Below are 18241 nucleotides of genomic sequence, written 5' to 3'. Positions count from 1 at the left end.
GTCAATCCCGGTACTTGGGTCGCGGCGGATTCGGCGACGGGCCGAGGACGGCCAGCCACTTGCGGTACAGCGACGACCATGTGCCGTCAGCGCGGATCCGTTCCAGGCTCGCGTTCACTGCTCTGACCAGATCGTCTTGGGATCTGTTGACGCCGATGCCGTACGGTTCGGCCTCCAGGCTGGGCCCCACCAGTTGCAGGCTCGGGTCTTGTACGGCCATGCCGGCGAGTATCGAGTTGTCGGTACTGACGGCATCGGCCTGCCCCTGTTGCAGCGCCACCAGACAATCGTCCCAATTCCGAACGGCGAGCAGCGTTGCCTCCGGCGCCACTCGCGCGACCGTGGCCAGCGATGTGGTGGCCACCTGCGAGCACACCCGTTTTCCGGCCAGGTCGGCCGGACCGCGGATCGGCGAATCCCTCGGCACCAGAAGCCGTTGGCCGGCATCGAAATAGACGGTGGAGAAAGCGATCTGCTCCGCTCGGGCGCACGTGATCGTCATCGCCTTGATGACGATGTCAACCGTCTTGTCCTGCAGGGCGCTGATGCGTTCGGGCGACGTCAGGAGGCGGAATTCGACTGCGTCCGGGCTGCCGACCAGGTCGCGGGCCACCTCACGCGCGATGTCGACGTCGAAACCCTGCAATTCACCCGACACCGGATCGCGAAAGCTGAACAGATTGGTGCTCTGATCTATCCCCGCCACCAGCCGACCGCGTTTCCGGATCGCCTCCACGGTCGGGCCCGGTTCTGTCGATGGACGCAAACTCGCTGTGGCGTCGCAGCTTTCGACGGCGGCCCCGGGAACGTTCGGAACCACAGCGGCGCCGCTCGGCGTCGGCAGTGTGGTGAGTGAAGCCGGAATCTCGACGAGTGGTTGCGCCGCGGAACATGCCGCCACGAAAACCGCTGTGAGGACGAGACCTCCGACAGCCGCACGCATCAGTGGTACTCGTTCAGTCTGGGCGCGACGCCTGCCGCGACCGCCAGCGCGGCCAGCACACTGATGGCCGCAGCACCGGCCGGAAGCGCGCTCAACGCCACGTACGCATGCGTGATGCCGGTCCGCTGAAGGTCGCGCAGTCTCGCGATGTCATCCCCCAATGCCTGGTCCAATCGGGAAAACTGGGCCGTCGAGCGCTGCGCCCCATCGTCTCTCGCGATCGCCACGGCTCCGCGATAGTCGCCGCTGCCGAGCTTGTTCTCGATCTGGTCGTGGGCGCCGATCCAGCCCCTCAGCGCATCCTGGGCCCCGTCGACCGGATGCTCGGCGAGCAGCGAGGCGACCTGTGCGGTCCGTTGCTCGAACCTGATGCCGGATGCCGTGTCGGACCCACGATTGAGCAGCCCGAGAATCTCGTCGGCCCGCGCCTGCTGGACCAGGATCCGTGCGGCCACCGCCACACCCAGCGGTGCTCCACCGTCGACGCGGGCACCGTTGGCCGCCTGCGTCGACACCGATCCGGCGACAGCCAGCCAAACGGCCAAGATCATCATCAACACCGACGCCGACACCAGCCCCGGGTTGACCCGACGGCGGCTGCGCCTGGCGAGGAAAACCTGCGCGAGCACCAACATTCCCAGCCCGAGTACCGCTCCGGCGATCACCGCTCGCGACGGACTGACCGAACGTTCCGCTGCCATGACGGCCTCCGCCTGGTTGCGGTACAACTGCTCGGCATCCGGAAGGATCGATTGCTGCAGCAGAGTGGAGGATTCGGTCAGGTAGGCGACGCCGAGCGGGCGGCCGTCCCGATTGCTCGTACGGGCCGTCGCCATCATCCCGGTGTACACCGCGAGCTGGTTGGAGACGTCGGTGAGGAGCGTCAGTGACTGAATGTCGTTGGCGGCCACACCATTCGACGCAGTTACCAGCCCTGCCGACGCCTGCCCGATGGCGGCGTCGTAACGATCGCGGACACTGCGCGGCTCGACACCTCCGGCCAGAAACGCGGTGGCCGCAGTCGTATTGGCCGACGACAAGGCGCTGTAGATGCGTTGCGCGGCGTCCGCCAGCGGCTCGGTGTGCGACCGCAGGGCCTCCAGTCGCTGCTGCCGGTCGGACACCGTGGCCGACGCTGCCACACCCACCGCCAGCACCGCCGCGATCAGGACGACAGCCATCAACGCAATCCGGCCTGGCGTGGCGCGGAGAAAGTCGACGATGGGGCGGTCCGGCTCGTCGAGGTCGACGAGCATGGACTCGTCGAGCGTGCGCGCCCGCCGACGCTCCAACTCACCGCTGTGCACTCGACATCTCCTCGCCGCAGGCTGGGGCCCAGCGATTCCGCACGTCTTTCGTGTGCGGACAATTCGCACGGTAGCCCCTGCAAAGGCGTTCCGCGGGCGGTTGGCGGACAACGGGCGCAGCCCGCTCGCCCGCCCGTTGAACGCCCGATTTATGCGATGTGTGGTAAACGGCATAGATTTTGCCGGCGCCGTCGTAGATCACAACGAAGCGGTGGCCTCCGCCACAGCGGCGAAAACGTCCCGACGCTCTCGGACTCGCGAATCGGACAACCCAGAGATTGTTGTTGACCAGCCGGTTCCTCGATGAGGGCAGCCCGGGCGTCCGGAGATCGCCGGTTACTCTACTGCGTCAAACCAAGGTTGACGAAGGGTGTCCATCTGGTTGCCGTTAGCCGAACCAGACAACTTCGCGATGCCGGGAATCGGCCGAACCGTCGGTAGGGTCCGGTCCTCGTGGGCAGACACCAGTTGAAAAAGGACCGGCGCCGCCGGTCTGCCGTCATGGCTGCGGTCGTCGCACCTGCCGCCGCACTCGTCGTCGTCGGCGCGGATGCAGCGCCGTCCGCCAAGGACGACGCACACGCCGAGGTGGTGGCAGCGCCGGCAGCCCAGCCGTCGGCCGCGCCGGCGGCATCCGCTGAGCGGGCTGACCGTGCCGTGCGCCGCAACATGCGGTTCCCGCTGCCTGCCGGCCGGGCATCCGAAAAAGGCCTACAGGTCGAGACCATCCTCGCGGCGCGCGCCGTCAGTGCACGGTTCCCCGAGATCCTCGACATCGGCGGAGTCCGCGCCGATTCCATGAAGTGGCACCCGAACGGACTGGCGATCGACGTGATGATCCCGAACTACGCCACTCCCGAGGGCAAGGCGCTCGGCGACCGAATCGTCACATACGTCCTCGACAATGCGGATCGGTTCGGCGTCAACCACGTAATTTTCCGCCAGCACATCTACTCGCGCGGTAGGGCACCGAGAATGATGTCGGACCGCGGCGGCATCACCGCCAACCACTACGACCACGTCCACATCGCCACCAACGGCGGCGGCTTCCCGACCGGGCACGAGACGTACCTGACGTAGTCGCTGTTCACCTTTGCCAGGCGGTGAACACCCTGAAATGTCAGCTCTCCGGCGCGCCGGAACCGGCATCGGACGCAACCGGCGCGATGATGCAGATGTGGTTGATGATGCGAATGTGACGAACGTCGTGCCGGAGCCCAAAGCTCCCGGGCCGGAAGCCGACGCGGAGCAGGGTGAAGCACAGCCGGTTGCCGGGTCACCGTCGGAGCAGCGCGTGTGGTCGATGCCCAAGGCACCCGTGACCCGCAAGCAGGCTGACGAGGTGCGGCGGATCGCTCTCGATGCCGGCACGGCCGCCGTCGGGGTCATCGCCTCCATCACTCGAGGTCTCGCCCGCGCGTTGAGACAGCTGTCCCGCACGATCCAGGCAGTGCCGCCGACCGTTCGCCTGTTGACCGTGCTGGGCGTACTCATACTCCTGGGCGTCGTCGGCGCCATTGCCCTGCACAACACTCTCGGCCTGCTCTGCGTCATCGTGGTCGTCCCGGTGTGCTCGATCGCTGTCGGCGCGCTCGGACACCGTTGGTACAGCGAGCTGGGCGATCAGCCCAGGCAGCGAGCCGACCACCCGACCGCACGACCATCGACGCCGGATCTGCAGCGTTCCGTTGAATACGTCGACAAGAAGCTCACGGTTGCGCTCAACGCATTCGGAGCCGAACGGCAACAACACGCGATGATTGCGCTGTTCCAGGCGAAGACTGCCGTCGAACTGACCCTCGGAACGGAGCAGGACGCGGTGAGCCACATCGATGCGCTGCTGTCTGTGGAAGGCCACGACGCGCGGCCGCGAATCCGGGCCGGCTCCGCGACCAAGTCGTTGAGAGAAAACAATTCCCTGCAGGCGTCATGAACGACGAGCACACCCTCTCCGGCCAGGTCGCCCTCATCGAGGACGACTACACCTTGGTCATCAATCGCGGCGCCGAGGCAGGTGTGCTGCCGGGCATGATCTTCGCGGTCCAGTCCGACTCGGATCAGGTGATCACCGATCCTGAATCCGGCCGGGAATTGGGCAGACTCACGCGCGAGAAGCTTCGGGTACGAGTGTTCGATGTACAGCCGCTGTTCTCCCGCGCACACACATTCGCCAGGACCGATGACTTCTACGGGCTGTTCCAGGCAACAGCCGTGGTGACCGTAGACGTCGGCGACAGCCTCGAATTGGTCCCAGCCGAAGGCGAGTCCCGTCGGGCGGCGTCCGGGGAGATCTGGTGAAAGACGGACGCGCGGCCGACAATCCGGCCGCGCGTCCGGTGCAGCAGCTTGGTTCTCAGTTGCCGGTGGGCAGTGCGATGTTCACGCCGTCGGCGGCAAGTTGTTCGCGCACGAACTTGAACCTCTGGTACTGCGTGACGGTGATCGGGCCCGAATAGCCCTCACTCTGAAGTTTTCGCGGCGGGTACTTCAGATAGGTCTGCATCAGCTCCTGGACCGCCTGGTTGATGGTCACGAGGGTCCAGGTGTGTTCGGTGTAGTTGTTCATGAAGATGTCGTAGCGTTCCTGCGGATCCTGCCAGATGTCGAAAATCTGCGGCACCGTCGCGACGTAGGACTCCGCACCCTTCCAACCCAGGTTGGTGTCGACCGCCAGGCCGCCCGTGCTCGCACCGTTGTCACCGCGTAGGTTGAAGACGGCCTTGTAATGGCCGACGCGCACCGCCCCCGGCGTCAGTTCGTTCTCGCTGAAGTAGAACCACGACTTGCGGTCGGACTTGCCGGATCCCAGCAACACCGGTGACATGTCATAGCTGTCGAAGATGATCGGCTCACCCTCACGGTCCTTCTCCGGCAGTTCCACTCCGGCGAGCTTGGCGAAAGTGGCCAGGTAATCGAGGCCGCCGACGATGTCGGAGTTGCGCGATCCCGGCTTGATTCCCGGACCCCAGGCGATCGCCGGAACGCGATTGCCGCCCTCGCGCACCGTGCCCTTGGTACCGCGGAACGGTGTATAGCCCGCGTCCGGGTAGACGTCCTGCCAGGCGCCATTGTCAGTCGTCCAGAACACGTACGTGTTCTTGTCGAGTCCCAGCGACCGGATCTTGTCCATGATGTTGCCGATCCGGTTGTCGTTCTCCACGATCGAATCGGCGTACTTCGACTTCGAGAGCGATTTGCCCTTGAAATCCGGGTGCGGCATGTTCGGCTGGTGCACCTTCATGAAGTTGACGTGTAAGAAGAACGGGTTTTCGGACTTCGCGTTGGCGTCCAGGTACTCGAGCGCGTCCTGCTCGACGTACTCGTCGTAGAACGGAATTCCGACGACACCCTTCTCAGGTGTGTTGACGTACTGGCCGTTGACCTTGAAGTCCTCTTTCGCCTTCTCGCCGGCCTTGCCCGACAATGCGCCCTGGGTCACGCGCGCGAACATCTCACGCAGCTCTTCGTCCATGTCCGGGAACCACTCCGGGTCGGCATAGGTATATGCGTTGAGGTGATACAGCCCGCAGTGCCGCATTTCGTCGTAGCCGTGTGCGGTGGGCAGCGCATAGTCGGACTCACCGAGGTGCCACTTGCCGGTGAAGAACGTCTTGTAATCGGCGGTCTTGAGCACTGAGGCAAGAGTCCACTCGGCCGCAGGCAGCCCGCCGCCCTGGCCCTGGAATGCCACCGTCGTCATGCCGCTGCGATTCGGGATCCGACCGGTGAGCATCGCCGCCCGTCCGGGTGTGCAACTCGGTTGCGCGTAGAACGACATGAATTGCATGCCTTCCTCGGCCATCTTGTCGAGGTGAGGAGTGGGCATTCCCCGGTTCTCACCACCGCCGTACACGCCTGCATCGCCGTAACCGAAGTCGTCGGAGACGATGAGGACAATGTTCGGCTTGCTGTTCTCTGACGTCGGTGCCATGTGTACCTCCGGTGACGTGCAGTCAGTTCGCTGGCTGCAGATTGTCCTCATCGCGCGACGAGGCGGTGGGCAAGAAGAACTCGCAGGCGAGTCCACGGCAGCGGTAGCACCCTGCCGATGGCGGGAAGACACGCCTGGACTGGTTCATACCCCCGTCACCTTGCCATCAATCCTGGGTCGGCGAAAGAAGATCGCATATCCGCGTGTCGCATCGCCAAAATCGTTGCCTCTCATCCGAAAAGGGTGAGCCGAAAAAGCCAGGTCTGCACCGGACAGAAGACCGGCGCGGTCACCCGCCCGCTTCGCGTGAGTGACTGTGCGTCATCGTGTCCTCGAATTCGGCCTCCGGCTCGCTACTTCTCCGGCACACGTGCGACCGATCAGGGTTGCGCGACGACCATCCACATCGGTGTGTCGCGGCGACGTGCTGCTTGTGCCGCGAACGCGTCAGCACTGTCGCGCAAGGGATATCGGTGGGTGATGAGCGCCTCGGCGTTGACGGCACCGCTGCCCAGTACGGCGAGGATGCGATCCGAGTCGGTGCGGGTGGCGCCCCGCATCCCGGTCACGGTCCAGCAGTTCATCATGAGGGTGCCCATCGACCATGTCGCGGGAGCGGTGTTGGAGCCCAGGTGCACGAATACTCCCCCGGTGGCCATGGCAGTGAGGCACTGTTCTCCGGTGGGCCCGGTCGGGATGTAATCGATGACCGCGTCCGCCCCGATCGGGACCAGATTGTGAACCGCCGTCGCCAGGCCGCCGGTGGCGGTCCAGCCTCCAGGTAGGTTCTCGGTGGCGACGAGGTCGGTGGTGACACCGCCGGAGAGAGTGCTGACCGCGCGCAGTGCCGGTGCGCTGCGTCCCACCAGAATCATTCGGGCAACACCGAAAGTACTCGCGAGCAACACCGTCGCGGCGCCGATGCTGCCGGTGGCAGCCGTGACCACGATCGTGGCACCCGGTGCGATTCGCGCGCAACACAAGGCTCGGGCCGCGGTTGCCAGATGATTGACCTTGGCGCCCACCTCAAAACTCACGTTGTCCGGCAAACGGTCGATCAGCCAGTACGGAGCGCGTACGTACTCAGCCAGGGCACCATCGTGGTACCGGGCATACATGGGCAGCGGCCCACGGCCGAATGCACCGTGCCCCATGATCCCTAGGCGCGGGCACATCATGTCGCGGTCGCTCCGGCAGTATGTGCAGTTGCGACAGTTCAGGTTTGGATGCAGCCGCACCCGCTCCCCAACCTGGATCGTCTCCACCCGGGGCCCGACTGCGACGACGGTGCCTGCGCCATCCGGGCCCAGCGTCGAGGGCAGGTGCGAGAACCGGCCCATCTCCAGGACACGGAGCGTGCCGGGTGAGATGCCGGCTGCGGCGACCCTGACCAGAACATCGTCAGGCCCGAGTTCAGGGATGTCGATCTCGTCGAGATGTGCTGCCGCGGAACCGGCATGCGCGCGGATGGCCAGCATGGTCAGGCCCCGGCCCCGGCGGCTGGGCCGGCCACGACAGAGGTTCGCTGCCTAGCCATCGCGCTGAGCATTGGCGCTGGCCACCGGACGGTACAGCGCGGGGCTGGCTGTCACGGTGAAATCGAACTGGCGTCGGACCGTGTCGCGCAGCTCGTTGAACTCGGGATTGCTCAGCGCCGCTTGGAACGCCTCGGCGCTTTCCCAGTGCGCGACGTTGATGAGCTGGAAGTGGGTGTCCGCGGCAATGGCACGGTGCAGCGTGTAGTCGAGGAACCCGGGCAGGGTGCTCATCAAGTCGGCGCGCTCCTGCCAGTCAGCGAGGAACTCATCGACCCGGTCGGCGGGAACATCCACAGCGTTGATCAAGGTTACGACCCCGTCCGGACCTTCAGAAGTGTTGTCGGACAATGTCATTTCTGTTCCTTTCACCCGGTGGCGGCGGCTGTCTTGCGATAGGTCAGCACCGTGCGGCGCCGGTCAGGTTGGGTTTGATTCCTTCTCGCCAGAGGGTGCGGGCCAGGGACTGATGCTTGTCGGTGGTCGCCACGGCCACGGTCTTGTGGAGGTAGTCGGTTCTGGTGAGTTGGTCGGCGATGGCGGCGGCCAGGTCACGGCGTGCGGTCTGGCGGCCCGAGACGTGGTCCTCAGCGATGCGGTAGGTGGTGGGTGGATCCAGGGTCGCCAGCCCGAGTGGACGCATGATCGTCCAGTCCAGGGCGCTGGCGCTCACAATGGCTTCCATACGTGCCATGTCGGCGTACAGGGTGCCACCCAGATACCCGAGAATCCGCCGACCGACGACTCGTTCAGCCCAGTTCCAATCCGGGTCGGTCCAAGTGCTGAGGACTGCTGAGCTGGTGACGATCAGCCGGTGGGTGCCGGCCTGGGTCATCGCAGAGCAGATGGCCTCTGCTGACGCGGAATACAAGTGGATGGGTCGCCGGCTGAAGCCCGTGCCCAGGACGGATACCACGGCGTCGGCACCCGTGACGGCCGCCGAGACATCCGACGGCGTGGTGGCGTCGCCACGGAGAACCCGCAGCCGGCGCGTCGGTGAGGGGAAGTCATGAGTCCGCCGTGCCAGGGCAGTGATGTCGTGCCCCTCGGAGAGCAGATTGTCCAGGAGCAAGCGACCAGTGGGGCCGCTCCCGCCGAGCAGGGTGACTTTCACGATGCACCTTCTACCGCGGCGGAGTCCGGGAGCGGCGAAACATCCAGTGCTGCTGTGGCTTCGGTGACCTCTTCGCAGGCTGCGGTGAGATATGTGAGCACGGTGCTGATCTGCGCGGGCGTCATCCCGGCTTGAAGTGCGTCCAGACGGGTGCTGCCGTCGCGATAGATGTCGGCGAGGCGGGCGTGCCCGACGGATTCGATCTCGACGCTTCGGCGGTCGTGATCCCGGTGGCGACGGACGACCCAGCCTGCATCCTCCAGACGGCGTAGCACGCCGGTCATGGTGGCCGGCTGTATCGAGAGCCTGCGTGCCAACGCTGTTGGTGACTGCGGGCCACCGCGCGTCAGAACGTCAAGGACCTCCAGATCGGACTCTTTCAGACCGGCGATCGTGGCCACCTTGCGTGTGCTCAAAGCCAGCGCGATTCGCAAGTCCTGCAGCGCGGTTCGCAGCTGAGCGGCATCATCGGCGGTTTGGCGGCGTGGCTTCATCGCGGCCGTCCCCGCAGATCGATGGTCCGCACGAAGATGGGCAGGGAGGTGAGGTGGTGTCGCGCCAACAGCGGGCGGACATATCGGTAGAAGCTGGGCTGAAGCAGTTGGCGGGCCATGAACCCCGCGACGGTGCCGGGGATGCGAGCGTAGTTGACCAACACATACGGTGCGGTTGTGTCAGGAACCAGCAGCGTCGAGTTGTCGATGCCGGTTTTGGCGGCGAACCACGCGGACAACGTGCGCCAGGTTTCTATGGCGGATGCCTCTTCGACCGCACCGCAGAAATGGTTCAGCAGGATGTTGGACTCGGGTGACCCGTTGTCGGTGACACCGAACCGCGCGCCGTTGCGGGCCGTGAAAGTCATCGCCGGATGGGTGTCGGCGAAGGTGGCGCCGTGGAGCAGCTCGGTAGCAGCCGGCACATCGCGGACGCGAATCAGCATGACGATGTCGTAGGGCGGCGCTCCTGGGATGGGCACGATGGCAGTGGTTTCAAAGAGATTCACAGCCAAGACGTCTGCACGCTCGGCCACATTGCGGGCCACCTCGCACAGTCGATCCAGGGCGTCGGCACGCGCAGTGCTGACGCGCAGGAATGGGCCGACCCGCACCGGGTCGATGCGCCAGCCCGCGTAGATGAACACCTCGTTCACGACGTGACCGAATGGCGGCGGCGGATAGTCGTCAGGCACTGTGCGTCTCCCCCTGACTTAATACGCAACTCGGATAATACGTAACTCGTACTATATTCCTCGCGGGAGGATGCTGCAATACTCGGCGGCAGGCGCTGCTGCATTCGATTTCACTGTCGGTGGAGGGCGCCACGAACCATCAGTCACCGGTCTGTGTGCGTTCAGCAGCGCGTTGTTCGGCTTCAACCAGATGTCCCCGGCGACCGCGCTGACTGGGTTCACCGCAGCAGCGGCACTCGATCACGGGGCTTGGTTTTCACGACAGAGTTCGGCGGTCCGTCGAACCGGGCAATCTGCTTCGCGTGATCGAGGCTGCCGCGAAGGCGGCGAAGCTCGGGTTGTGACGTTGGCGTACGCGATGGCGTACAGCGGTCGGAGAAAGGCCGAGAGGCGGCCCCGGATTTCTCCGAAACCGCCTCTGACCTGCTACTTCATCTGTCGGGCTGACAGGATTTGAACCTGCGACCACTTGACCCCCAGTCAAGTGCGCTACCAAGCTGCGCCACAGCCCGCGTGCTTCCGGCTTGCACCGGCAGCGAGTCGAAAGCTTACCGTAGCGATCCGGTTTCGCCCCAATCGCTCCCCCTGCGCGTCACCGCGCTGCGGTGTCCGGCTCCTCTGCCAGCTGTTCGTCGGCAGGCTCCTCGGACTCGAGTTCGGAGTCGATCGTCTCGGGCAGGTACTCCGGCGCCCGGGACGTGCGCCAGGCGTAGAGCACCAACCCGGCCCAGGCCACGACGATCGTGACGTAGACGGCCGTCGAGGCCGTCCCGTGAATGCCGAAGTACTTCAGCAGCTTCTGGGCATTCGTCAGCACGATGACACCGCCGACCCCGGTACCCAACAGCGCGGGACTCACCTTCGACACCAGCCAGGCCGCCAGCGGTGCCGCCAGCACACCGCCCAGGGCCAGGCCCAGCACTACCGGAAGGTTGTGCAGGAAATCCGCCCGCAGGCCGACGAGGAAGCCCAACGACGCCGATACAGCGACCAGGAACTCTGAGGCACTCACCGAGCCCACCACGGTGCGCGGTGCGGTCTTGCCGCGCGACAACAGCGTGCTGGTGGTCACCGGGCCCCAGCCGCCGCCACCGGTGGCGTCGATGAAACCGCCGAACAAGCCCAGCGGGGTCAGGAATTTCGCCGTGTGCGGCGTGCTTCCGGAGCGGAATGCCGGCGGCGTGCGCAACGAGAACCGCAGCAGCACATACACACCGATCGCGAGCAGGATCGCCGCCATCAACGGCGCGGCGTCCTCGGTGGACAGTGAGGAGAGCACTGTGGCGCCGAGGAATGCGCCGATCGCCCCGGGCACACCCAGTTTGAGCACGATGTGCCAGTCGATGTTCTTGAACCGCCAGTGCGACAGGCCCGACGCCAGCGTGGTGCCCACCTCAGCCAGGTGCACCGCGGCGCTTGCCTGCGCCGAAGCCACCCCGCTGAGGACCAGCAGGGTTGAGGCGGTGACACCGAAGGCCATCCCGAGCGCGCCGTCGACCAACTGGGCCCCGAGGCCGACGAGTGTGAAGATCAGGAGCGAACGCATGGTTCGGCTGCTTTCGATTGTGGTCGCCGGGCGACCTGACGGACTGACGGGCGCGGATCAGATGCGCGCGCGACACCATTCGTCGAAAGCCATCAACCGGCGCGAAGGCCAGAACGGCTCGAGTGCAGCAAGAGCAGACGGTGCGGTGCGGTATGCACGTTCGGCCACCGGTCGCCCTCTCCCTCGTCGTCAGACAGACTGATCAAGCCTACAAGAGGCTTGCCGGATCCCGACGACGGGTTCTCACACCGTCAACAACCGGTACAGGCCGATCAAGCCCACCACCACGATGACGGCGCGCAACGCATTGGGCGACAGCCGGCGGCCGTAGTGAGCCCCCAGGAAGCCGCCGATCAACGAACCGACCGCGATCAGTCCCGCCGCTTCCCAGCTGATTCGGTCGAAAGCGACGATCGTGTAGGCGAGCGCCGCGACGATGTTGACCAACAACGACAGCAGATTCTTGGCGGCGTTCATGCGCTGCATCGATTCGGGCAGCAACGCACCCATCACCGCGATCAGCAGGATCCCCTGCGCCGCCGTGAAGTATCCGCCGTAGACACCGACTGCGAACGTGCCGATCACGAGGATCGCCAACCGGCCGGTGCTCAGGTGATCGACAGATTGACCGGAGGCCTCGGCGCGCTGCCGCGCCCACGCCTGGATTCGCGGACCGACGACCACCAGCACCAGCGCCAGGACCAGCAGGATCGGCACCACCGTGACGAACACTTTTTCCGGCAGGTGCAGCAGCAACCAGGAACCCAGCCCAGCCCCGATCAGCGATCCGGGAATCTGCCACCGCAGCCGTTTCCACTGCCCGCGCAGTTCACGCCGATAACCCCAGGTGCCCGAAATGCCCCCGGCGACCAGGCCGACGGCGTTGGACATGGTCGAGGTGACCGGTGGATAGCCGAGCGCCACCAACGTGGGGAAGGTGATCAGGGTGCCGGACCCGACGATGGCGTTGATCGCGCCCGCGCCGACACCGGCCAGCGCGATCAGGATCATGTGGGCGACAGACACTCGGGTCACCCTATCGGCCGGACTTGTGGAGTCTTAACCGCACCTGAGGCGGCTGGGACTCCACAAACCGCTAACGCTTCTTCTGTGCGCCCCTCTTCTCGCGGATGCGCACATTGATCCGCACCGGGCTGCCGTCGAAACCGAACGTCTCACGCAGACGGCGCTCCAGGAACCTGCGGTAGCCGGCCTCCAGGAATCCCGAGGTGAACAGCACGAAAGTGGGCGGCCGGGTCGCCGCCTGGGTGGCGAACAGAATCTTGGGCTGCTTGCCGCCGCGCACCGGCGGCGGTGTCGCGGCCACCACCTCTTTGAGGAAGTTGTTGAGCTGCCCGGTCGAGATCCGTTTGTCCCAGGACGCCAGTGACGTCTCAAGGGCCGGCACCAGCTTCTGCACCGCGCGGCCGGTCATGGCCGAGATGTTGACCCGCGGCGCCCACTGCACCTGCACCAGTTCCCGGTCGATCTCTTTGTCCAGCAGGTACCGCCGGTCCTCGTCGACCAGGTCCCATTTGTTGAACGCGATGACCAGCGCACGCCCGGCCTCGATCACCATCGACAGCACCCGCAAGTCCTGCTCGGTCAGCGGCTGGGAGGCATCGACGAGCATGATCGCCACTTCAGCCGCATCGATCGCGCCGTGGGTGCGCACCGAAGCGTAGAACTCGTGACCGCTGGCCTGTCCGACCTTGCGGCGCAAACCCGCGGTATCGACGAAACGCCAAGTCTTGCCGCCCAATTCGATCAACGAATCAACCGGATCGACCGTGGTGCCCGCGACGTCGTGCACCACCGAACGCTCGTCGCCGGCCAGCCGGTTCAGCAGTGAGCTCTTGCCGACGTTCGGCTTGCCCACCAGCGCCACGCGGCGCGGACCGCCCGCACCGCTGCCGCCCACCTCCGACACCTCGGGCAGCTTCTCCATCACCGTGTCCAGCAGATCGGCCACGCCGCGGCCGTGCATGGCACTGATCGCGTGCGGCTCACCGAGACCCAGCGACCACAACGCCGCGGCATCGGACTCGCCGCGTTGAGTGTCAACCTTGTTGGCCGCCAAAAAGATCGGTTTGCCCGATTTGCGCAGCATCCGAGCCGCCGCCTCGTCGGCCGAGGTGGCCCCGACGACCGCGTCGACCACCAGGATGATGGCATCGGCGGTTCGCATCGCCACCAGCGCCTGATCGGCGACCAGCTGCTGCAAGCCCTTGGCGTCGGGCTCCCATCCCCCGGTGTCCTGCACCATGAACCGGCGGTTCAGCCACTGCGCGTCATAGGACACCCGGTCACGCGTGACACCGGGAATGTCCTGAACGACGGCTTCGCGACGACCCAGGATCCGGTTCACCAGTGTCGATTTCCCGACATTGGGCCGACCGACGACGGCCACCACCGGAGGCGGCGAGGCGGCCTCCTCGAGGACCTCGGCGACCTCGTCGCTGAGCTCCCAGTCGCCCTCGTCCGACCAGGTGCCATCGCCGTCAGAGACGCTCATCGCCGCACTCCCGCATGCTGAGTCACCAGGTCGAGAAGGTGCGCCACGACCTGTGTTTGGTCCATATCGCTGGTGTCGACCACCAGGGCATCCTCGGCCGCCCGCAACGGCGACACTGCCCGGGTGGAATCCAGGTGGTCGCGGCGCTGCACATCGGCGAGAACCGTCTGGTAGTCGTCGGGCAGGCCGCTCGCGACGTTCTGGGCATTGCGGCGCCGGGCCCGCTCTTCGGCTGAAGCAGTGAGGAAGATCTTGACGTCCGCCTTGGGCAGCACCACTGTTCCGATGTCGCGGCCCTCGACCACCACACGCCCGCCGGTCGACGCCAGCTCGCGCTGCAGGTCGACCAGCCGGGCCCGCACACCGGGCACCGCGGAAACCGCCGACACCGCGCGAGTCACCTCGTCGCCCCGGATCTCGGTCGAGACGTCTTCGCCGGCCAGGTAGGCGCGGTCCTCTCCCGGATCCGAACCGACACCGATCACCGCCCCCGATGCCACCGCCTCGATGGCCGCGGCATCGTCCAGATCAACGCCGGCCCGCAGCACCGCAAGGGTGACGATGCGGTACATCGCGCCGGTGTCCAAGTAGCTGGCCCCCAGCGCCTGAGCCAAACCTCTTGAAACCGAGGACTTTCCGGTTCCCGCCGGTCCATCGACCGACACCACGAGAGATCCGCTCACATTCCCACCGCCTGATAAAGCTCGCCGACTTCCTTGCGGCTGAGCGCTCTGATACTGCCGGGCCGCTGCTCACCCAGCGAAACCGAACCGATGTCGGTGCGCACCAGCTCCTGCACCGGAAAATCTACGGCGGCCAGCATCCGCCGCACGATGCGGTTGCGGCCTTCGTGCAGCGTGACCTTCACCAGGGTCTTGCCCGGGACCGTGTCCACCACCGCGAAGTCATCGAGATGAGCCGGGCCGTCGTCCAGTTCGACACCGTCGCGCAGCTTCTTGCCGAGTCCGCGCGGCACCGTGCCCATCACCGTCGCCACATAGGTTTTGGGGATCTCATAGGACGGGTGCATCAGCCGGTGGGCGAGCTCGCCGTCATTGGTCAGCAGCAGCAGTCCCTCGGTGTCCGCGTCGAGCCGGCCGACATGGAACAGTTTCTTGTTGCCCCGCACCCGATGTTCGACCAGATCGCCGACGCAGGGGCGGCCTTTCTCGTCGGACATCGTCGACATCATGCCGCGCGGCTTGTTGATCGCCAGGTACACCAAGGTGTCATCGATCACGACACGTGAACCGTCCACCCGGATCTCGGCGACCGCCGGGTCGACGCGGGTGCCGAGCTCGGTCACCACCCGGCCGTCCACCTCCACGCGGCCGTCGGTGATCATCCGTTCGGCCACGCGACGGGAGGCAATTCCCGCTTGCGACAACACTTTCTGCAATCGCACACCACTGTCGTCAGCCATGTCAGTCCTTGTCCACGTCGAAGGCCAGCGGCTGATTGCTGCCGGAAGTACCACCGTTGAGTTTGGCGAAACGCGGCTCGTCACCGAGTGATTCGCTCAGATCGTCGATCACGTCGACGTCGGGCAGCAGGGGCGCGATGTCGGGCAGGTCGCTCAGTGAGGACAGCCCCAGCCGCTCCAGGAACAACTCGGTGGTCGCGAACGCCGCCGCGCCGGAATCGGGGTCCGTGCCCGCCTCGGTGATCAGGCCGCGGGCCACCAGCGTGCGCATCACCGCGTCCACGTTCACGCCGCGCACCGCACTCACCCGCGCCCGGGTCACCGGTTGCCGGTAGGCCACCACGGCCAGCGTCTCCAAAGCAGCCCGGGTGAGCTTCGTCCTGGCGCCGTCGAGCAGCAGCCGCTCGACATACGGGGCGTACCGGGCCCGGGTGTACATGCGCCAGCCGCCCGCGGCCTCGCGCAGGTCGATGCCGCTGTCGCGGGCGGCGAACTCCTCGGCCATCAGGCGCAGCTTGGCCATCACCCGGTAGGCGGGCTGTTCGGTGGCCGATGCCAGCGCGTCGACCGTCACCGGCGTGTCCACCACCAGCAACAACGCTTCCAGCACGGCACCGAGTTCACCGTCTTCGAGCTCGGGAACCGTCCCCACATCGATGCCCAGGTCATCTCCGACCGGGAACACATCACCCGGGGCATCATCGGACCGAACTCCGGAATCGGAGATCTCGTCAGTCATTGTTCTCGCTATTCTTCCGCATCCGCGGTTGCCAGATGTTCGCTGGTCGGCCGATCTCCGGTCCACGAAACCTGGAGCACTCCAAGCGGTTCTGGTTGCTCGAATGCTACCGCCCTGGCGCGGAACAGTTCGAGCAGTGCCAGGAAGCGGCCGACGATCTGGAGTCCGTCGGTGCACTCTGCCACGAGTTCGGAGAAAGTTGCCCATTCGCCGACCCCGCGCTGTTCCAGCAGGGCGATGATCCGGTGAGCCTGTTCGGGCACCGACACCTTCGGCGCGTGGATGTGGTCGATGCCGACCGTCGGCACCGGCCGCGGGGTGAACACAGCGGCCGCGATCTCGGAGAACTTTCCGGCATCGACGCCGAGCATCACCTCGGGCAGCAGGTCGGAGTATCGGTCTTCCAGAGACACCGCCCGCGGATAGCTGCGCAGCGCCGCAGCCTCGAGTTCGGCGAACATCAACGCGACATGTTTGAAGGCGCGATACTGCAGCAGCCGCGCGAACAACAGGTCGCGGACCTCGAGGAGAGCGAGATCCTCCTCGTCGTGAACCTCGCCAGAGGGCAGCAACCGAGCGGCCTTCAGATCCAGCAGCGTGGCCGCGATCACCAGGAACGTCGTGGTCTCGTCCAGTTCCAGCCGGGCGCCGATCTCCTTGGTGTAGGCGATGAAGTCGTCGGTGACCTGGTGCAATGCCACCTCGGTGACATCGAGGCGGTGCGCGAAGATCAGCTGCAACAGCAGGTCGAACGGCCCCTCGAAGTTGGTGAGCCGAACCTGGAAACGGTTCTGCTGCTCACCGGCGGGCGGCTCTGCCCCGACCGCGGCAGCTGGTTCGGCACCATCGGTGGTCGGGGTGTTCAGGACATCGTTCACGCGCCGAACCGGTCGATGACTTCGCGCGCCAGCGATCGGTAGGCCACGGCGCCGCCGGACTTAGGTGCCCACGTGGTGATCGGTTCGCCGGCCACACTGGTCTCGGGAAAGCGCACGGTGCGCGTGATCACTGTGTCGAACACCAGATCGCCGAACCGCTCCACCACGCGGGCCATGACCTCGCGCGCATTGACCGTGCGCGGGTCGTAGCGCGTCACCAGGATGCCGCTGATGGACAGCTTCGGGTTGAGCCGGTCGTGCACCTTGTCGACGGTGTCGGTCAGCAGCGCCAGCCCGCGCAGCGAGAAGTACTCACATTCGGTGGGGATGATCACACCGTCGGCGCAGGCGAGTCCGTTGACCGTGAGCAGCCCCAGCGACGGCTGGCAGTCGATCAGTACGTAGTCGTAGCGGTCGAGCACCGGGTAGAGGGCCCGGGCCAGCGACTGCTCGCGGCCCACCTCGTTGACCAACTGGATCTCGGCGGCCGACAGGTCGATGTTGCTGGGCACGAGGTCCATGCCGCTGACCCGGGTCTTGATCACCACGTCGTCGATCGACACCCGCGGCTCGATCAGCAGGTTGTGCACGGTGTGCTCGAGCTCGTAGTGCGGGACCCCGAGGCCCGCCGACAGCGCGCCCTGCGGATCCAGGTCGACCAGCAATACCCGGCGACCGTATTCGGCCAGGCTGGCGCCCAGGTTGATGGTCGAGGTGGTCTTGCCGACCCCGCCCTTCTGATTGCACATCGCGATGACCTTGGCCGGGCCGTGCGTGGAACGGGCCTGCGGTTCGGGAATCTCGCGCTGTGGCCGTCCGGTCAGTCCGAGTTCCGGGGAACTGTGTTCGAAGAGACCGTCGTGTCCGCCGTCGTCTGTCACGTCGGCTCCTCGCGCAAGCGCTCGTCTGAGGTTGTCAGCTCCTCGCGCAAGCGCTCGTCGGCCACGCCCGTAGCGGCCTCAGTCAGGCTTCCCGCAGTCTCGGCGCACATATCCCGGCAAGTTTAACGTCGCTACGCTGCCAGGACGGGCAGACCCGCGGGCAGCCGGCAGTTTTGCCCGTCCGACGACAAAAATCCGCCGGCATCGTCAATTCGTCCCATCCGCCGGGCCGTCGGCTCC

The 18241-nt window shown here is 65.8% G+C and carries 19 protein-coding genes and 1 tRNA gene; 3 read left to right on the top strand and 17 right to left on the bottom strand.

Annotated features, from left to right (window positions below; translation table 11 throughout):
• Position 1: 1 nt before the first annotated feature.
• Together H977_RS0118880 and H977_RS0118875 are read right to left on the bottom strand one after the other, a co-directional pair.
• Positions 2-943: a glutamate ABC transporter substrate-binding protein gene (locus H977_RS0118880; RefSeq protein ID WP_036476442.1), complete on the bottom strand. Its 942-nt coding sequence runs from the start codon at positions 941-943 to the stop codon at positions 2-4.
• Positions 943-2250 (bottom strand): GlnX family signal transduction membrane protein, encoded by a 1308-nt coding sequence (locus tag H977_RS0118875; protein ID WP_029109316.1) that lies wholly within the window; start codon positions 2248-2250, stop codon positions 943-945. The genes H977_RS0118880 and H977_RS0118875 overlap by 1 nt, the downstream gene beginning before the upstream one ends.
• Positions 2251-2703: 453 nt before the next feature.
• On the opposite strand from H977_RS0118875, the gene H977_RS0118870 reads away from it, so the two are divergent.
• The 3 genes from H977_RS0118870 (at position 2704) to H977_RS0118860 (ending at position 4548) form a co-directional block, all read left to right on the top strand.
• Positions 2704-3330: a VldE C-terminal domain-containing protein gene (locus tag H977_RS0118870; RefSeq protein ID WP_029109315.1), complete on the top strand. Its 627-nt coding sequence runs from the start codon at positions 2704-2706 to the stop codon at positions 3328-3330.
• Between the two features lie 115 nt (positions 3331-3445).
• On the top strand, positions 3446-4183 hold the full coding sequence (locus H977_RS0118865; protein WP_029109314.1) for a hypothetical protein: 738 nt from the start codon (positions 3446-3448) through the stop codon (positions 4181-4183).
• Complete coding sequence (locus tag H977_RS0118860; RefSeq protein ID WP_029109313.1) at positions 4180-4548, top strand: hypothetical protein; 369 nt, start codon at positions 4180-4182, stop codon at positions 4546-4548. Before H977_RS0118865 ends, H977_RS0118860 begins: the two co-directional genes overlap by 4 nt.
• 55 nt (positions 4549-4603) lie before the next feature.
• Here H977_RS0118860 and H977_RS0118855 read toward each other — a convergent pair whose 3' ends face one another.
• The 15 genes from H977_RS0118855 to H977_RS0118785 form a co-directional block, all read right to left on the bottom strand.
• Entirely contained in the window at positions 4604-6181 is a 1578-nt protein-coding gene (locus H977_RS0118855) for an arylsulfatase (RefSeq protein WP_029109312.1), read from the bottom strand.
• A 380-nt stretch (positions 6182-6561) separates the two neighbouring features.
• Entirely contained in the window at positions 6562-7659 is a 1098-nt protein-coding gene (locus tag H977_RS0118850) for a zinc-dependent alcohol dehydrogenase (RefSeq protein WP_036476439.1), read from the bottom strand.
• Positions 7660-7710: 51 nt separating this feature from the next.
• Positions 7711-8073, bottom strand: coding sequence for an antibiotic biosynthesis monooxygenase family protein (locus H977_RS33490; protein ID WP_036476437.1), 363 nt, complete (start codon positions 8071-8073; stop codon positions 7711-7713).
• A gap of 43 nt (positions 8074-8116) precedes the next feature.
• On the bottom strand, positions 8117-8830 hold the full coding sequence (locus H977_RS0118840; protein WP_029109310.1) for an NAD(P)-dependent oxidoreductase: 714 nt from the start codon (positions 8828-8830) through the stop codon (positions 8117-8119).
• Positions 8827-9324 (bottom strand): MarR family transcriptional regulator, encoded by a 498-nt coding sequence (locus H977_RS33485; protein WP_051288947.1) that lies wholly within the window; start codon positions 9322-9324, stop codon positions 8827-8829. The genes H977_RS0118840 and H977_RS33485 overlap by 4 nt, the downstream gene beginning before the upstream one ends.
• A complete protein-coding gene (locus H977_RS0118830; protein ID WP_029109309.1) occupies positions 9321-10019 on the bottom strand; it encodes a hypothetical protein in 699 nt (232 codons plus the stop codon). Before H977_RS0118830 ends, H977_RS33485 begins: the two co-directional genes overlap by 4 nt.
• 438 nt (positions 10020-10457) lie before the next feature.
• Positions 10458-10531: transfer RNA gene (locus tag H977_RS0118825), tRNA-Pro, on the bottom strand.
• A gap of 80 nt (positions 10532-10611) precedes the next feature.
• A complete protein-coding gene (locus tag H977_RS0118820) occupies positions 10612-11565 on the bottom strand; it encodes a sulfite exporter TauE/SafE family protein (protein ID WP_029109308.1) in 954 nt (317 codons plus the stop codon).
• Between the two features lie 243 nt (positions 11566-11808).
• Complete coding sequence (locus H977_RS0118815; protein WP_502691188.1) at positions 11809-12576, bottom strand: sulfite exporter TauE/SafE family protein; 768 nt, start codon at positions 12574-12576, stop codon at positions 11809-11811.
• 85 nt (positions 12577-12661) lie between these two features.
• Positions 12662-14080: a ribosome biogenesis GTPase Der gene (gene der / locus H977_RS0118810; protein WP_029109306.1), complete on the bottom strand. Its 1419-nt coding sequence runs from the start codon at positions 14078-14080 to the stop codon at positions 12662-12664.
• Positions 14077-14763 (bottom strand): (d)CMP kinase, encoded by a 687-nt coding sequence (gene cmk / locus H977_RS0118805; protein ID WP_029109305.1) that lies wholly within the window; start codon positions 14761-14763, stop codon positions 14077-14079. The genes der and cmk overlap by 4 nt, the downstream gene beginning before the upstream one ends.
• Positions 14760-15503, bottom strand: coding sequence for a pseudouridine synthase (locus H977_RS0118800; protein ID WP_029109304.1), 744 nt, complete (start codon positions 15501-15503; stop codon positions 14760-14762). Before H977_RS0118800 ends, cmk begins: the two co-directional genes overlap by 4 nt.
• Position 15504: 1 nt before the next feature.
• Positions 15505-16242 (bottom strand): SMC-Scp complex subunit ScpB, encoded by a 738-nt coding sequence (gene scpB, locus H977_RS0118795; protein WP_029109303.1) that lies wholly within the window; start codon positions 16240-16242, stop codon positions 15505-15507.
• Positions 16243-16250: 8 nt separating this feature from the next.
• Positions 16251-17120, bottom strand: a complete 870-nt coding sequence (locus tag H977_RS0118790; RefSeq protein WP_029109302.1) for a segregation/condensation protein A — start codon at positions 17118-17120, stop codon at positions 16251-16253.
• On the bottom strand, positions 17117-18001 hold the full coding sequence (locus H977_RS0118785) for a ParA family protein (protein WP_029109301.1): 885 nt from the start codon (positions 17999-18001) through the stop codon (positions 17117-17119). The genes H977_RS0118790 and H977_RS0118785 overlap by 4 nt, the downstream gene beginning before the upstream one ends.
• Between the last annotated feature and the right edge of the window lie 240 nt (positions 18002-18241).

It is taken from the genome of Mycobacterium sp. URHD0025, from assembly GCF_000426065.1.
Taxonomy (GTDB): Bacteria; Actinomycetota; Actinomycetes; order Mycobacteriales; family Mycobacteriaceae; genus Mycobacterium.
This window is presented reverse-complemented; position numbering and strand designations above follow the sequence as displayed.

Coding starts and splice junctions, on each gene's coding strand:
- H977_RS0118880 (WP_036476442.1), bottom strand. CDS start 943: ATGCGTGCGGCTGTCGGAGGTCTCGTCCTCACAGCGGTTTTCGTGGCG.
- H977_RS0118860 (WP_029109313.1), top strand. CDS start 4,180: ATGAACGACGAGCACACCCTCTCCGGCCAGGTCGCCCTCATCGAGGAC.
- H977_RS0118855 (WP_029109312.1), bottom strand. CDS start 6,181: ATGGCACCGACGTCAGAGAACAGCAAGCCGAACATTGTCCTCATCGTC.
- H977_RS0118850 (WP_036476439.1), bottom strand. CDS start 7,659: ATGCTGGCCATCCGCGCGCATGCCGGTTCCGCGGCAGCACATCTCGAC.
- H977_RS33490 (WP_036476437.1), bottom strand. CDS start 8,073: ATGACATTGTCCGACAACACTTCTGAAGGTCCGGACGGGGTCGTAACC.
- H977_RS33485 (WP_051288947.1), bottom strand. CDS start 9,324: ATGAAGCCACGCCGCCAAACCGCCGATGATGCCGCTCAGCTGCGAACC.
- H977_RS0118820 (WP_029109308.1), bottom strand. CDS start 11,565: ATGCGTTCGCTCCTGATCTTCACACTCGTCGGCCTCGGGGCCCAGTTG.
- H977_RS0118815 (WP_502691188.1), bottom strand. CDS start 12,576: ATGATCCTGATCGCGCTGGCCGGTGTCGGCGCGGGCGCGATCAACGCC.
- der (WP_029109306.1), bottom strand. CDS start 14,080: ATGAGCGTCTCTGACGGCGATGGCACCTGGTCGGACGAGGGCGACTGG.
- H977_RS0118800 (WP_029109304.1), bottom strand. CDS start 15,503: ATGGCTGACGACAGTGGTGTGCGATTGCAGAAAGTGTTGTCGCAAGCG.
- scpB (WP_029109303.1), bottom strand. CDS start 16,242: ATGACTGACGAGATCTCCGATTCCGGAGTTCGGTCCGATGATGCCCCG.